Here is a 14,596-nt window from a genome sequence, read left to right on the forward strand (position 1 = left end):
GTTGCAAGATGCTCTGCTTCAATTCCTTGTTCACTTGGTTCATTGTCCTCCACCTCGGCCTCTTTTTCCTCACTATACGTTCTTTTGAGGGGGGCGACAACTATTCTGACACAGGGGGTGCTTGAGTCAGTACTTTGAGTAGTGCTTTGAGTCAGTGCTTTGAGTCAGTGCTTTGAGTCAGTGCTTTGAGTCAGTGCTTGAGTCAGTACTTTGAGTAGTGCTTTGAGTCAGTGCTTTGAGTCAGTGCTTTGGTGTGAGTGCTTTTGGGGTGTCTTTGGGGTGTCTTTGGGGTGTCTTTGGGGTGTCTTTGGGGTGTCTTTGGGATGTTTTTGGGATGTTTTTGGGATGTTTTTGGGATGAGTACGTTGTACTTTGTACAACGTACTCCCGCTCAAACACCCGCTTTCACCGCTACATTGTAGTTTCTACAATAGAATCCTCCACATCCGTACCATTTTGTAGCCAAACCTCATTTTCCATTGCATTTTCTGCAGCGTAGCCCCCCGTTTGACGGTTATTTCAAGTTTCTGTTGCATAAAGTGCAGTGTAGCAAAAGCCCGTCAGCAAAATCCGTATCTGCTAAACCCGAAGGGATGTACGGTACATCAAAGTGTGACAGACTGTTGTCATATTTCTTTTTTTATAATAACAACAGATGCAAAAACAACTCATGACAAGTCAAAAGGAGACGATACGAATGACGAATCATCCAGTAGAAATGTTTAAATACCACACCTGGGCCAACCAAACTATCCTGGGGAGAATCAAGGAACTTCCCTTTGCTATTATGGAGGTATGTGTCATTACATCCTCATGCTGTCATTGGCTCTATAATGAATTTATTTACTCGCCATACCTAGAAAGGAGTATGTATTTTACCTATGGAAATTGAAAATCTAATTACAGGAATATCGAGAGAAGATTTGAGGGTTTGGCTGCAGGAGAATTGTAAGACTGAAAAATCTTGTTGGGTCGTAGTTAGTATGACGCCAAACCCAGATACGTTGCTTTATTTGGACGCGGTCGAAGAATCTTTATGTTTTGGATGGATCGATGGAGTCAAAAAGAAATTATCTGAAACTGGGTTGGCGCAGAGACTGTCTCCTAGAAGCCAAAGTAGTTCTTGGACTGAATTGAATAAAGAACGTGTCCGCCGCCTCGAAAAGATGGGGTTAATGAGTGATGAAGGTAGAAAGGTACTTCCTGATATGGACCACGATTCTTTTAAAATAGATAAGGTTATAGAGCAAAGGCTAAAAGAGGAAAGGCAAGTGTATGAGAATTTTTTGGCATTTCCAGCTCTTTATAAAAGAGTTCGGATCGACACGATACAAAGCAATAAAAATCAGCCAGAATTATTTAAGAGTAGATTAGACAAATTTATAACCAACACTAAAGAAAATAAAATGTACGGTCAATGGCATGATAATGGACGCCTTTTAGATTATTAAGACGCGCTAGATCGAATAGAGAAATTATTTGTTAAGCTGGTGATAGAAGTGAGCGTCAAAAGCCCACACCTATCGGCGGGAGCGATCTTCGACTATGCTATTGTGTGTTTTGAAGGGTGATTACGTTGTACTTTGTACAACGTATTCCCTCTCAAACGTCCGCTTCCACCGCTACGTTGTATTTTCTACAATAGAATCCTCTACATCCGCGCCATTTTGCAGCCTATCCTCATTTTCTATTGCATTTTCTGCATTGTAGCTTCCCGTTTGATGGTAATTTCAGGTTTCTGTTGTATAAAGTGCAGTGTAGCACAAGCCCGTCAGCAAATCTGTATCTGCTTACTCCTAGCTGTATGCTTCACCAAAGACAAAAAAAGCCGCCGAACCATCAGGTTCGGCAGCCTCTTGTTATTTTTCACAAACGCTGCTACTTATCTGCTCCCAAACTGGGCATGGTGCAAGCGGCTGTAAATGCCGCCCGCCGTGACGAGCTCCTCGTGACGGCCTTGTTCTGAAATCCCTTGCTCTGTTACGACGACAATGCGATCGGCGTTCTTGATTGTTGCCAGTCGATGCGCGATAACAAGCGTGGTCCGGCCAACGGACAACTCTGCCAGTGACTGCTGGATAGCTGCTTCCGTTTCCGTATCGAGCGCCGACGTCGCTTCGTCGAGAATAAGGATCGGCGGGTTTTTGAGGAACATCCGCGCAATGGCAAGCCGCTGCTTTTGTCCGCCGGACAGCTTCACGCCGCGCTCCCCGACCACCGTATCCAGCCCTTGCGGCTGTGCATTGATGAACTCCTCCAGCTTCGCTCTCCGAGCCGCCTGCCAAATATCCTCGTCCGAAGCGCCCAGCTTCCCGTAGACAATGTTCTCACGGATAGTGCCCGCAAACAGGAAGACGTCCTGCTGGACGATTCCAATCTGCTTCCGCAGCGAATCCAGCTTCAAATCGCGAATATCGTAACCATCGACGGAAATGCTGCCGCCTTCGATTTCATAGAAACGCGGCAGCAAGCTGCACAGCGTCGTTTTGCCAGCACCGGAAGGTCCGACAAAAGCAATCGTCTCGCCAGCGCGAATCGATAGATCGACATTTTGCAGCACCTTCGCTTCGCCTTCATAACCAAACGTGACGTCACGGTATTCAATATTGCCGCTTAAACGGTCAACCTCGGCCGCATCCGGTTTATCCGCGACGTCAGGCGCCGTCTCCAACAGCTGAACGTAACGCTTGAACCCTGCGATTCCTTTCGGGTAGCTCTCGATAACGGCATTGATTTTTTCGATAGGCTTAAAGAAAATGTTCGTCAGCAATACAAAGCTAATGAACTCCCCGTATTTCAGATCTCCCTTAATAACAAACCAGGTGCCTGCGATCAGCACGAACACGGAAACCAGTCTCATGAGCATGTAGGTGATGGATGAGTTCAAGCCGATTATTTTGTACGAAATAAGCTTGGCTTCACGGAAACGCAAGTTGTTTACTTTAAACAGCTTTTTCTCGTGGTTTTCATTCGAAAATGCTTGAACCACGCGAATACCTCCGACCGTATCCTCGACGCGCGCATTGAAATCAGCCATATCCGAGAACAAGCGGTTTGCAGCCCTCGTCATTTTACCGTTGAACATCAAGACAAGCCATATAATGATAGGAACAATAACGAAAGTTAGAATAGCCAGCTCCAAATTAATATACGCCATGATGCCGAATGCCCCAACCAGCGTCATCGCAGCAATAAACATATCCTCGGGACCGTGATGGGCAACCTCGCCAATCTCGAACAAATCATTCGTAAGTCGCGAAATGAGATGGCCGGTCTTGGTATTATCGAAGAAACGGAACGATAGCTTCTGTACATGATCGAACAGCTTCTTCCGCATGTCTGTCTCGATATTGATACCGAGCATATGCCCCCAGTAGGTAACTACATAACTCAAAATCGTATTGATAATATAGACGACCAACAAAATCGCGCATGCCGTTACAATCAGCCCCCAATTCTCGTCGGGCAGCAGGGTATCTATGACATAACTAACCGCTAGAGGGAAGCAAAGCTCAAGCACAGCCAGCAATACCGCACAGCAGAAATCCAGCAGGAATAACTTTTTGTAAGGCTTATAGTAGGCAAAAAATCGTAAAAGCATCGTTAGCTCCTTCTTCTCTCGTAGTGATAATCATTTTCAATGAAATGATATACAATCATTACCATACTGTCAATCCGTTGCCAAAATCAATCCGTTCCGGATGCGTATATACGTTCATCTCCCCGCCTCGAATAAAGCCTACGCAGGTAATGCCCAAATCCTCAGCGAGCCGCAGAGCAAGATCGGTCGGCGCCGATTTGCTGAGCATGATCCCGCAGCCGATTTTTGCGGCTTTCAGCACCGCTTCCGAGGAAAGCCTCCCGCTGAAGGCGATCACCTTATCCGATGTGCGGAGCCGATGCAGCAAGCAATAACCGAACAGCTTATCGAGCGCATTATGACGTCCGATATCCGTTCTTACTGCGAGCAGCTCGGCAGGCGTTCCAATGGCTGCGTTGTGAACGCCGCCCGTACTGCGGAATTCCGAAGAGCTTTCCTGCAGCTCCTGCATGAAGCGAATACACTGCTCTGCCGATATTCTCGTGCGGGTCATGATGGTTTTGGCCGTCAGCATATCGTTGTGAAAATAAAACTGCCGGCTCTTGCCGCAGCATGACCCGATAAACCGCTTTGCGTAATGATCATGGTTCATCGTTTGCTTATTCTCCAGTTCGATATAGGCAAAGCCTGTATCCTCATGAATGTTTAATGATTTCACCTGTCCTGCCGCGCGAATTACGCCTTCGGATGCAAGAAAGCCGATAATGAGCTCCTCCAGGCTGGAAGGCGAGCATACCAGCGTTGCAAACTCTTCGCCGTCCAGCTTCAAGGTAAGCGGGAATTCGGCGGCGATATCATCATCCTTCTCCAGGGTCGCGCGGCCGTCATATTTGAGTATGCGCCACTTTGTCGTGTTTGAAAGCTCCATCAGCTTGCACCTCCTCCACGTCCTCTTATGCACCCAGCACCCGGCACCCGTCATGCTGGCCCTGCAGCCTAAGCTGGCGGCTCCGTCTCCAGCTCCACGATCCGTTTCTCCTTATATTTCGTATCTTTAAAAGCATGATAGGTATCGGCACGCTCCACGATAACCGAAGCATTGTACTCGGGGATGCCGGCAAGCGGCTCATATACGCCCTTGGCAAATAAACTATTGCCCTCCGGCCAGTACAGCTCGACATTCCCAGGCGCTATATCCTCCCCCTTTGCCCTTCCATGGAAGCTCCCGCTTCGGTTATAGACGACGATCGCATCCCCTTCAGCGATGGCAAGCTTCTTCATATCCACTCTATTCATCAATACGTCATAACGCCCAGCAGCGTTAAAAGCATCCTTCTCCCCATAGATCATCGAATTGAACTGCTTGCCTCGCCTTGTCGTGGCATAAAAATGCCCTTCCGGAATGCGCAGCTCCGGCAGCTCAATCGGCAGCAGCCTGGCTCTGCCATCCTCAGTCGGACAAAAGCCCTCCTCGCACAGCCATGCGCCGCCCCACTGAAATACATCGCCTTGCCTCCGCAGATGCTGAATACCGTCGTATTGCGGGGACGCCAAGGCAATTTCCCGCCTGACGGCATCGGCATCCTTAAATGCGATAGCCGCTTTAAGCTCCGGACGAATTCGCGCAGCCAAATCGGCATAGATCTGCCATTCGGCGCGGGCTTCCCCAATCCGCGGACCAGCTATGGCCGGCGAGTAGTAGACCATCCGCTCGGTGGAGGTTGAAGTGCCGCCGCCTGGCTGTTCGTATCGCGTCATGGCAGGCAGGACGATAACCGCCTCCTCCGCGTCCAGCAGCGTGGAGATGTTCAGCACAATGTCCTGATGAACCCTTAAATCGACAGCCTCCAAGCAGCGCTTCACAAAATCAGGGTCCGGCATCGTCTCGACAAAATTGCCGCCGGATGTATAGAACAGCTTCAGCTTTCGTTCATGACGCTTTGGCAGCAGGGCATTCTCCAGTGATACGCCTACGATATCTCCCTGCCAATCCGGAAGCCTGAAGCCCCACAGCCTCTCCATTCGGCGGATATCCTCGCCCTTGAACTCGCCGCCGGGCAAGCTGAACGGGTCGGCACCCATTTCGCCGGAGCCCTGGACACCACTGTGGCCGCGTATCGGCATTAGTCCGCAAAACTCGCGTCCCAAGAAGCCCCTCAGGAGCGCTAGATTCGCCACCTGTGAAATATTGTCCGTCCCGAAGCGATGCTGCGTCAGCCCCATGCTCCATACGAACACGCCGGACTTCGCTTCTGCCAGCAGCGAAGCGAAAGCCCGCATCCTTTCTCTCCCAAGCCCCGAGGATTTCTCCAGCAGCTCCCAATCCTGCTGCAGCACCTGGGCCTTCAGCTCATCAAAGCCATTTGTATGCTCGCTCACAAACGCATGATCGATCGCCGAGCCCGGCCGCTCCTCCTCCATCTCAAACCAACTCTTCATCACGCCGTGCATGAAGGCAATATCCCCGCCGATGTTCACCTGATAGAAATCGTCGGCCAGCTTCGTGCCAAAGAGCGCCGATTCCGGTATCGACGGAATCCAATAGCCCTCCATCGCCGGTTCGCGATATGGGTTGATGACAATGATTTTGGTGCCCTTACGCTTCGCCGCGTACATGTACTTGGTCGATACCGGCTGATTATTCGCGGCTACGCTGCCCCAGAATACGAGTACATCCGTACCGATCCAATCCTTATAGTTGCAGGTGGACGCCCCAACGCCAAGCGAGCGCTTCATAGCCGTCTTGGAGGGAGAATGGCAAATGCGTGAAGCGTTATCGATATTGTTCGTCCCGATCAGCCTTGCCGCCTTAGCAGCCAAATAATAGGATTCATTCGTGATGCCCCGTGCGGTTAAGTAAAAGGCCAGCTGCTTCGGGTCGATTGCCCGTGCTTTACCGGCAATCCGATCCAATGCTTCATCCCAAGAAATTCTGCGAAAGCTCCGCTCCCCTTTATTCCGAATAAGTGGATACGGCAGCCGTCCCAGCTTGCGTAATTGCGTGCTGTCCAGCTTGCGCAGCTCATCGATATCCGAATGAAGATCCGCAGCTTTCATCGCAGGCATCGTATTCAGGCGCAGCACATTCAGCCGTGTCGTACATAGATGCGGGCCGTCCAGCGTCTGATCAAATAAACCGGATACGCCCAGTGCGCAGCCATCGCACACCCCCTGCGTCAAAATCCGATAAGCATAAGGCAGATTGTCCCGGTTGTCCCACGCCACCTTAAGCGTGTCCCTAATATGATGCGGCTTTATGCGTCCCAGACCAAACGGCGCCTTGCTCACCCACAGCTTCGGATCCGGCCGCTTTGGCAGCTTTATCGGTCCTGTATGTAACGTCTTCTTCAATAGACATTCACCCCCGCTAAGGATCATCATGTAAGGATACGATTCTTTCAACTGAGCCATTCCCAAAAGAAAGCGCATTCAATAATTTGTTAGAATATCGCATGCACAGAACTAAACTGTTTAACGTGATGCTAGCTGCGCGAGCAGGTCATTTTTCCGCTCGCGGTTCCAGCCGGATTCCTACATATTAATCCATTCATTCCACTTCACAAAGTTGCGAACTGAACTGTCGTTTCTTCTCAATATGCGGCTATAAAGGCAATACCTGCACCGCTGCTTGCTTACCGCTTACTTGAACGCCCGATTGCTTCTTGCCGCTCTCGGCCAAATCCTTCAGCATGCGCTCCAGCAGCTCCTTCGCCTTCGGGCCTTCCTTGCCCTGAATACGAACGACGAGCTGAACGCCGCTGCCGGAGCCGAGCAGCTTCGCCGCCTGCCTAAGCTTCGTATCATAATCATGCTCCTCGATATGCGGAGTCAAGCGGAGCTCCTTGATTTTGCTTGGCTGCTCCTTTACCTTCTCGCCGCGTTTCTCTTGGCTCGCCTGCTGCTTAGCCTGTCCTTTAGCCACCAGCTTGCATGGCGGAGGGCTGCTCATAAGCGAGGTGCACACCAAGTCCACCTTCAGCTCGCGTGCTTTCTCGAGCGCTTCATCACGCGTTACAATGCCTAGGTCCTCGCCCCGCAGGCCTGTAAGCCGAACCTCGGAGGCGCGTATTTTTTCATTCATGATTACCATTGATGCCATATCAGCGTATCGCTCCCTTGCCATGAATATGGAAAACAGCAGCCTTTAGTTGCAAAGCCGCTGTTTTTTTTCCTTCTTCTATTATACGCTTTTCTTATACGTCTAGCGCGGTTTGTTTGCTAATGATTCCGCCGGACCCGCTTTCTGCCGTTATTTTTGCAGCTGCCTCATCCAACTCCGCTTTGCGCAGAAACTTCCTGCCTCTCCAGCGTACAAGCGAAAGGGTGCCGCGAATATATTCATCTAAAATCATGCAGGCATAAATCCCGATCAAGCCCCAGCCCAGCTCGATGCCGACAAAATAAGCCAGACCCGTGGCTACCAGCCACATCGAGAATACGGATGTCCACATCGTAAAACGCGTGTCGCCGACGGCATTAAGCGCATTGCCGAGCGCCATATTGACCATTTTGCCTGGCTGCAGCAGCAAATTCATGCCGAGCAACGACACGCCGAGCGCCACGATTTCCTTATTTTCCGTAAACAATCCGAGCAGCTGCCTTCCGAACATAAAGATGATGAAAGCATTGACCGTAACGACAGCAAGGCCGATCCACATCGCCCGGAAAGCAAGGCCGTACGCCTCCTTCACCCGCCCTGCGCCATATAGATGCGCGATCTGAATTTGGACCGCCAGCGCGACCGAATAGCCGAGCATGAAGCAAAACGATTCGAGCGTGTTCATGTAGGTTCGCGCAGCCAGCTCATTCGATCCCAGCATGGCCAAAAAGGTGAAGATCAGCAGCTGCGTAAACACCCAGCATGACATATTAATGCCAAGCGGCCAGCCGATGCGGATAATGTCTCCGAACAGCTTGCGGTTAAACACGTTAAGATCACGCAGCCCGATGGTCCGCTCAAAAGTGCTGAGGAACATAATGAACAGCACGATAGTTGCGAGCAAGCGGCAGAGCACGGTTGAGACGGCAACGCCCATCAAGCCCCATTTTGGAAAGCCAAACGCTCCGAAGATGAACGCATAGTTAAAAAAAACATGCACAACGTTCATTCCTATTGCCGTATACATCGGGCCCTTCGTATTGCCTGTATTCCGAATCGCCGTGCTTAGCGCCGACATCAAAGCAATCAATACCATACCGCCGCCGACAATCGAGATATAGGTTTTGGCCAGCGGGATCAAATGCTCCGGAAGCTGAAGCATCGCCGCGATCTCCCCGGGCATTAGAAACAATAGGACGCTCAGTCCCAGACCGATAACTGCGCTCACGTTGACAGCCATAATGGCAATTGTGCGAGCATCCTCTCCATTGCGGGAGCCGAGCTTTTGGGCAATGAGAATACCCGCCCCGCTGGCAACCGTTATAAATAGCGTCGTAAGCGCTTGGAATAACTGATTGGAGAAGCCAACCACCGCAACCGCATCATCCGATATCCGGCTTACCATCAGCGTATCCGCCGCACCCAGCAAAAACTGTAGAAACAGCTCGATGAATATCGGCCATGCCAGCATCCATAATGTTAATTTTTTGTTTGTTGAAGCTATAGAAGCCATAGTGTGATCCCCCTGCATCGGCTTCCTTAAGGAAGCCGCATCCGTTGTAAAATCATCAATCGTCATTTCAAATTATAGATGCTATACTGAGCGTGATGTATCACTTTTTCAACCGAAACTATAACGATTCCAACTTCAATCTAAAGAGGAGCTCTTAACCCCATGACCACCCTATATATGACCATTCCTCCTCTTCCGCATTATATAATCGGGGGCTATACCATCGCACCGCCAGGGCGCAAGCATCCGAGCAGACGCAATATCGAAGTGTTCGACCTGCTGGTCGTGACTCGAGGCTGCTTATACATCGGAGAAGAAGAGCAGCACTACGAAGTGAGCGCTGGCCATGCCCTTATTTTGCGGCCGGACGCCTATCATTACGCGACGCGTGCCTGCCAAGAGCAAACCGCCTATTACTGGATTCATTTTCAGACGACCGGGAAATGGAGCCTATCCGATCAATCGGAAACGGAGGCACCCGCCGAGCGAACCAAAGAGAGAACGCTTTCGTCGAGCATTTACACGACACAAACCTTCACAAAGCAGCTGCCCCAGTTCGCGAAGCTGCTTCAGCCGTCCAAGATGGACAGTCTCCTGCGCCAGCTTGTGCAGCTCAATATGAACGATCATATCCCCAGCGTCAGATGGAAGCAGCAGCTGGCGTTCCAAGAGGTCGTTGAGCATCTTTCCGCTTCAATGGAAGCGCAGGGCCCTACTCCCTCCGCCTTATGCGCAGAGCAGGCCGCTTCATATTTACGTGAGCATTACCGCGAGAGCATCACTGCTCAGGAGCTTGGCGAGAGCATTAACTTCCATCCTGTCTATATCGCAAGATGCATGCAGAAGGAATTTGGCTGCGCGCCGTTTGACTACCTCATGCGCTTCCGCATCGAACGGGCCAAGCTGCTGCTGCTCCAAACCGACCTGCCGATCGCCCGCATCGGGGAAGAGGTGGGTTTCAACCATGCCGCCTACTTCACCTCCTGCTTCGCCAAATACGAGAGCATTTCGCCGCGGAAGTACCGGCAGAGGTTCTCCCATGGTTGACCTTCCGCACCCGGACGCACAAGCATAAACGGCTGACGCCGTTCTTGGCGGCAAAAGCTCGTTTCGCGGAGAAATATAAGCATCATATAAGGTTGAAATTTATACTTTCTTATACTCAAAAAAGGCCGTCGGGATATCCCGACAGCCTGCTTACTCCTCTCACGAGGAGAGTCGACGTTGCCCTACATCGACGAAGAAACTCCCTCGCTGAGGCTGCCGGAGACCGCGACCGGTTTCTTGCCCCAGCCCGTAAGCCGCTTCCCAAGCCTTATGGAAGGCAGCTCTACGAAATAATAGCTCAGCGCTCCGGCTCCGAATGAAGCAATGAACGCAATCATAACAATATACGGCGTATCGATTTCTCCGCTCAGCAGATGAACGAGCGACAACAAAACGATCATATGGTACAAATAGAGGCTGTACGATATTTTACCGAGAAACAGCAGCGGCTTACGCTGCAGCTGCCGCGATAACCGAACGGAAGAGACGGCTGCCACGATGAAGATGGAAGCCCCAATCGCCGTCATCCAATCGCCCCAATGCGGCATGAACATATCATGAAAGTCCTCGCCGTAGCCGATCCATTTGAAAGAATAGAAGCAAAGCGCAAGGACAAGCATCATCATGGCCCACCAACCGTTTAATCGCGAGAATACCGTCTTCAGCTCGTTCTGGTACTTGGCGAGCAAAGCGCCTACGATAAAGAAAGCTGCATAATGCAGCGAGACAACAAAGTTGGTCATGAAACGCGTCTCGAAATGATCGAGCAGGATTTCGGAGCCATAAGACAGGCCCAGAGCAAGCGGCAGCCCGATTTTCCAGCCGCCTTTTACAATAACAAACATGATAAATGGGAATAACAATGAAATACGCATCTCATGGACAAGCGTCCACAAAATGGGATCGTACCGCGTCGTATTGTAATTCCCTACAAAGAGCAGATGATGGATAATGGAAGCAAAGTCCGGCGGAATGACCCACAGGTTGTTATAGTAGCTCGTTAAGTCCGTCAGCTTCGATACGTAAACCGCTTCCCTCATGACAATGGCGATGATCAAAGCCACTAGGAACGGGATATAGATGCGGCAAATCCGCTTGATTACATATTTGGTGTAAGTCTGTTGACGGTTGCTAAAAAACGGCAAAGAAAGCACAAAGCCGCTCAGCAGAAAAAACATAATAACAGCCTCATGCCCGCCCCAAATGGCATGCAGCGGAGTATATTTCAATAGGTTCAGCGGATAATCCAGTAATCCGAGACCCGAAGTATTTTGCACAATTGGCGTGAATACCATTAAGAAGTGTCCAACCATCACAGCAAGTGCTGCCAGCCCTCTTAGCGAATCTAGTTGTTCATAGCGCTGCACACTGCAACCCCCCACATTTACCTAATCTTTATGATAACATTGTCGATTATAAGGGATTGCGGACGCTTTGTCCGCTATTCAGCGAAAATAATAATATTTGGCAGAAAAAAATATTTTTTTGACAGGCAAAGAAAAAGACCACGTTTGCCAAGGACGAGGCCTGCATTGTTTTATAATAGTTTTAATAAATCTAAGTAATACCGTCACCCCCTCAAGTCGTAGTATTGTCCATTTGTTTAACACGCTTTTCGTGAAAACGATATGGTAAGCTTAAATTTAACGAATATCATAGGCTTAATTAATTTTTTATAATACTTCCGACATGTTGCGACAGATTCCCCTCGGAGAAACTAGTATAATAGTCGCAAACTAGTTTAACTGAAAAGGATGACTTACGTGAAAACAATAAGATTACAACATATACATATACGGAGAATAATACGATATTTTTTAAAAGTCGCTAGTATCGAACAACTCGAACTAATATCAATTATTCTCGATAGATGTATTAAGAAAAGAAAATCACAACTATCACCTGGCAATAATAAAGACCACATTGCTTAATATGAGGTCTTTATTATCAATTTAACTGTGCAAATGGCTCAATATCCGCAAATGTTCCTTTGAACAAAGTACACGGTGAATTCAAATCGACAATGGCTTTACTAAGAAGAACATCACCACGTCTCTTTGATTGTCGATGGTTGCTCATTTGAGAAAATCTAGTAAACTAAATTTTGACTGCCTATAAACAATAAGCATGCAGGCAGAATACAGCGCTAAGCTCCTAAGGAGGAATACAAATGCCTAACTCGACTTTCGTTTATGTGATTTATATCGATGCGACGCCTGAGAAACTGTGGGAAGCCCTAACTGACGGCAGCTATACGAAAAAATATTGGTTCGGGCATGAAGTCCAGTCGGATTGGGCGGAAGGTTCGGTCGTTTCATTTTTAGACGAGAAGGGGACGGTGGTGGATCAAGGAAAAGTGATAACGATTGAGCCTTACCGTTATCTTTCCTACACCTTCAGCTGGCTGGAGGATAAAACCATACGCCAAACCGCTCCGCTCGTAACCTTTGAGCTGCAGCCAATGGATTCCATCGTGAAGCTCACGCTCAAGCATGACCATCTGCTGCCTGCCGATTTTCGTGATGAAAATGAAGGATTTTACGGCATTAACAACGGCTGGCCAGCCATTCTGAGCAATTTAAAGAGCTTGCTTGAAACCGGACACACCCTCCTGCCAATCACGGTGTAAACCTGAAGAACAGCTGCCTCAACACCTACGCTTAAAATAAAACCGCAGCACCACGCAAAAAAAAGAGGTGTCGCTCCGCTGTTTTCACAGCTTGAACGACAGCCCTATGGCTCTTGGCTTAGTTGATAAATTTCACATGCTTCAGCATTCTTTGCAGCATCGTTACCGCTTCCGCCCGCGTCGCGGATGCCGAAGGCGCGAATTTACCGCCCTCTAATCCTTCTACGATTTTTGCCTCTACCGCACTAGATACGGCTTGCTTCGACCAGTCCGCAATTTGGGCTGAATAGGCGAAGGCCGCAAGCGAATCATTATTGCTCGCAGCAGCGTTCACGCCTGCGATGCCCACAGCCTTCATCACGATAACCGCGATTTCTTGACGCGAAATCTTTTGGCTTGGACGGAAGCTGCCATCCTCATAGCCGCTTATTAATCCTGCTTGAACCGCTGTACCGACCGCCCCAGCATACCATTTATCGCTGCTCACATCGGAGAATGCCGCATCCCCAGCCGCTTCATTAACTCCTAGCGCACGCACGGTCAACGCTGTGAATTCTGCACGCGTAATCGATTGGTTAGGGTAAAAGTGCTCAGCATCCACGCCGCTTACGATAAGCTTAGAAGCTAGCGACTCGATCGCGCTCTTCGCCCAGTTTGTTTGCACGTCCCCGAACGTTTTGCTTCCGCTTACGACTGCATACGAGCTATTTCCCGTACGTTTAATAACCGCTTGCGTGGTTCCATCTGCTCCTTGCGTGAAGAGCGACGGCACGAATGCAAGCTGATCCGTTGCATCGTCATAACGGACAGCCGTTGCTTGCTCCGCGTCTACCGTACCCGTCACCGTCAATTTAGATATTGTAAAAAATCACAGTTTAACTGATCGCCTGTTTCTTCTCAAAAGCTTAATGATTCCTAATATACACAAACAGACTAGCAAGCCAGCGCAGCCTCCTGCAAAATCAAGCACAACATCCGTCGCGTTTCCCGTTCTTTCATTAGAGCCCAGCTGATTCCACTCGTCCATCGCCGGAACAGCAATGGCGATCAAGAGCGTAATGATTATAGATAGAAACCAGCGTCCCCGGGTCAGCGAACGCAGGAACATAAACAGCAGCGCAGCTAATGTTGCATATACAAACAAATGAGCGCCCTTGCGAAACAGAAACTCGATAAAGCGGAATGGATCTACTTGCGATTGTATGACACTCGTACGGTATGTAATTGTCATATCCGGCAGCCAGCTCTTGAGCTGATGGTAATTAAAATGGGTCAGCAAAAAAGGCTGAATGCTCTGCTCATCATACGACTGCGACGAGAACATGAACAACAAGCTTAGCCATCCGGCTAATAGCATTCCCCATAGCAGAGTTGGCAGCCAACTCATAGATTTATTCAAACTTCTTGCACCTCCTGCATAGCGCTTTTCTATTTCTCTATCATACTTGAAAAAAACGCTCAAACAAAGTTCACGAAATGAGGGCGCATAAGCAGAAAAACTAAAGAGTGGTCACACGCAAAAGCGTGGCAACCACTCTAATTAAAAACAGTATAATAGTCCCAATTCACAATAGTCAATAAGCCTAAAGTTTGGTATTATTACTAAAAGAAGCGAAATGAGGCGATTTCTATGTCCAGCTATTTAATGTTCATGACTTATGCAGTTCGCTGAATTAATTGGGAATTGTGAGAATCTATGCTTGAATAAACGGGCCACCAGGTCATGAGCAGACTCTTTGGCCAGTAGGCGGAAATAAGACTTGCAAA

The 14,596-nt window shown here is 49.2% G+C and carries 11 protein-coding genes and 1 pseudogene; 4 read left to right on the top strand and 8 right to left on the bottom strand.

The features are described 5' to 3' along the window. Nucleotides 1-697: 697 nt before the first annotated feature. Nucleotides 698-790: pseudogene (locus RCO25_RS33185) on the top strand (damage-inducible protein DinB); the annotation flags it as partial. A gap of 91 nt (nt 791-881) precedes the next feature. After that, nucleotides 882-1,451, top strand: a complete 570-nt coding sequence (locus RCO25_RS33190; RefSeq protein WP_309000341.1) for a YdeI/OmpD-associated family protein — start codon at nt 882-884, stop codon at nt 1,449-1,451. A gap of 431 nt (nt 1,452-1,882) precedes the next feature. On the opposite strand, the gene RCO25_RS33195 is transcribed toward RCO25_RS33190, so the two are convergent. From RCO25_RS33195 to RCO25_RS33215, 5 genes are all read right to left on the bottom strand, one after another. Beyond that, a complete protein-coding gene (locus RCO25_RS33195) occupies nt 1,883-3,601 on the bottom strand; it encodes an ABC transporter ATP-binding protein (RefSeq protein ID WP_309000342.1) in 1,719 nt (572 codons plus the stop codon). 58 nt (nt 3,602-3,659) lie between these two features. Beyond that, a complete protein-coding gene (gene fdhD, locus RCO25_RS33200; protein WP_309000343.1) occupies nt 3,660-4,469 on the bottom strand; it encodes a formate dehydrogenase accessory sulfurtransferase FdhD in 810 nt (269 codons plus the stop codon). Nucleotides 4,470-4,537: 68 nt separating this feature from the next. Then, nucleotides 4,538-6,919, bottom strand: a complete 2,382-nt coding sequence (locus tag RCO25_RS33205) for an FdhF/YdeP family oxidoreductase (protein ID WP_374992217.1) — start codon at nt 6,917-6,919, stop codon at nt 4,538-4,540. A gap of 223 nt (nt 6,920-7,142) precedes the next feature. Beyond that, nucleotides 7,143-7,631: a translation initiation factor IF-3 gene (gene infC, locus RCO25_RS33210; RefSeq protein ID WP_309000350.1), complete on the bottom strand. Its 489-nt coding sequence runs from the start codon at nt 7,629-7,631 to the stop codon at nt 7,143-7,145. Nucleotides 7,632-7,734: 103 nt separating this feature from the next. Next, complete coding sequence (locus tag RCO25_RS33215; RefSeq protein ID WP_309000345.1) at nt 7,735-9,153, bottom strand: MATE family efflux transporter; 1,419 nt, start codon at nt 9,151-9,153, stop codon at nt 7,735-7,737. 162 nt (nt 9,154-9,315) lie between these two features. Here RCO25_RS33215 and RCO25_RS33220 point away from each other — a divergent pair, with 162 nt between their 5' ends. After that, nucleotides 9,316-10,200 (top strand): AraC family transcriptional regulator, encoded by an 885-nt coding sequence (locus RCO25_RS33220; RefSeq protein WP_309000346.1) that lies wholly within the window; start codon nt 9,316-9,318, stop codon nt 10,198-10,200. A 182-nt stretch (nt 10,201-10,382) separates the two neighbouring features. On the opposite strand, the gene RCO25_RS33225 is transcribed toward RCO25_RS33220, so the two are convergent. Continuing rightward, on the bottom strand, nt 10,383-11,567 hold the full coding sequence (locus tag RCO25_RS33225) for an acyltransferase family protein (RefSeq protein WP_309000347.1): 1,185 nt from the start codon (nt 11,565-11,567) through the stop codon (nt 10,383-10,385). An 803-nt stretch (nt 11,568-12,370) separates the two neighbouring features. On the opposite strand from RCO25_RS33225, the gene RCO25_RS33230 reads away from it, so the two are divergent. Continuing rightward, nucleotides 12,371-12,829: an SRPBCC family protein gene (locus tag RCO25_RS33230; RefSeq protein ID WP_309000348.1), complete on the top strand. Its 459-nt coding sequence runs from the start codon at nt 12,371-12,373 to the stop codon at nt 12,827-12,829. Nucleotides 12,830-12,947: 118 nt separating this feature from the next. On the opposite strand, the gene RCO25_RS33235 is transcribed toward RCO25_RS33230, so the two are convergent. Together RCO25_RS33235 and RCO25_RS33240 are read right to left on the bottom strand one after the other, a co-directional pair. After that, on the bottom strand, nt 12,948-13,673 hold the full coding sequence (locus RCO25_RS33235) for an S-layer homology domain-containing protein (protein WP_309000351.1): 726 nt from the start codon (nt 13,671-13,673) through the stop codon (nt 12,948-12,950). Nucleotides 13,674-13,697: 24 nt separating this feature from the next. Further along, complete coding sequence (locus RCO25_RS33240; protein WP_309000349.1) at nt 13,698-14,228, bottom strand: VanZ family protein; 531 nt, start codon at nt 14,226-14,228, stop codon at nt 13,698-13,700. Between the last annotated feature and the right edge of the window lie 368 nt (nt 14,229-14,596).

The organism is Paenibacillus sp. LHD-38, assembly GCF_031157315.1.
Taxonomy (GTDB): Bacteria; Bacillota; Bacilli; order Paenibacillales; family Paenibacillaceae; genus Pristimantibacillus.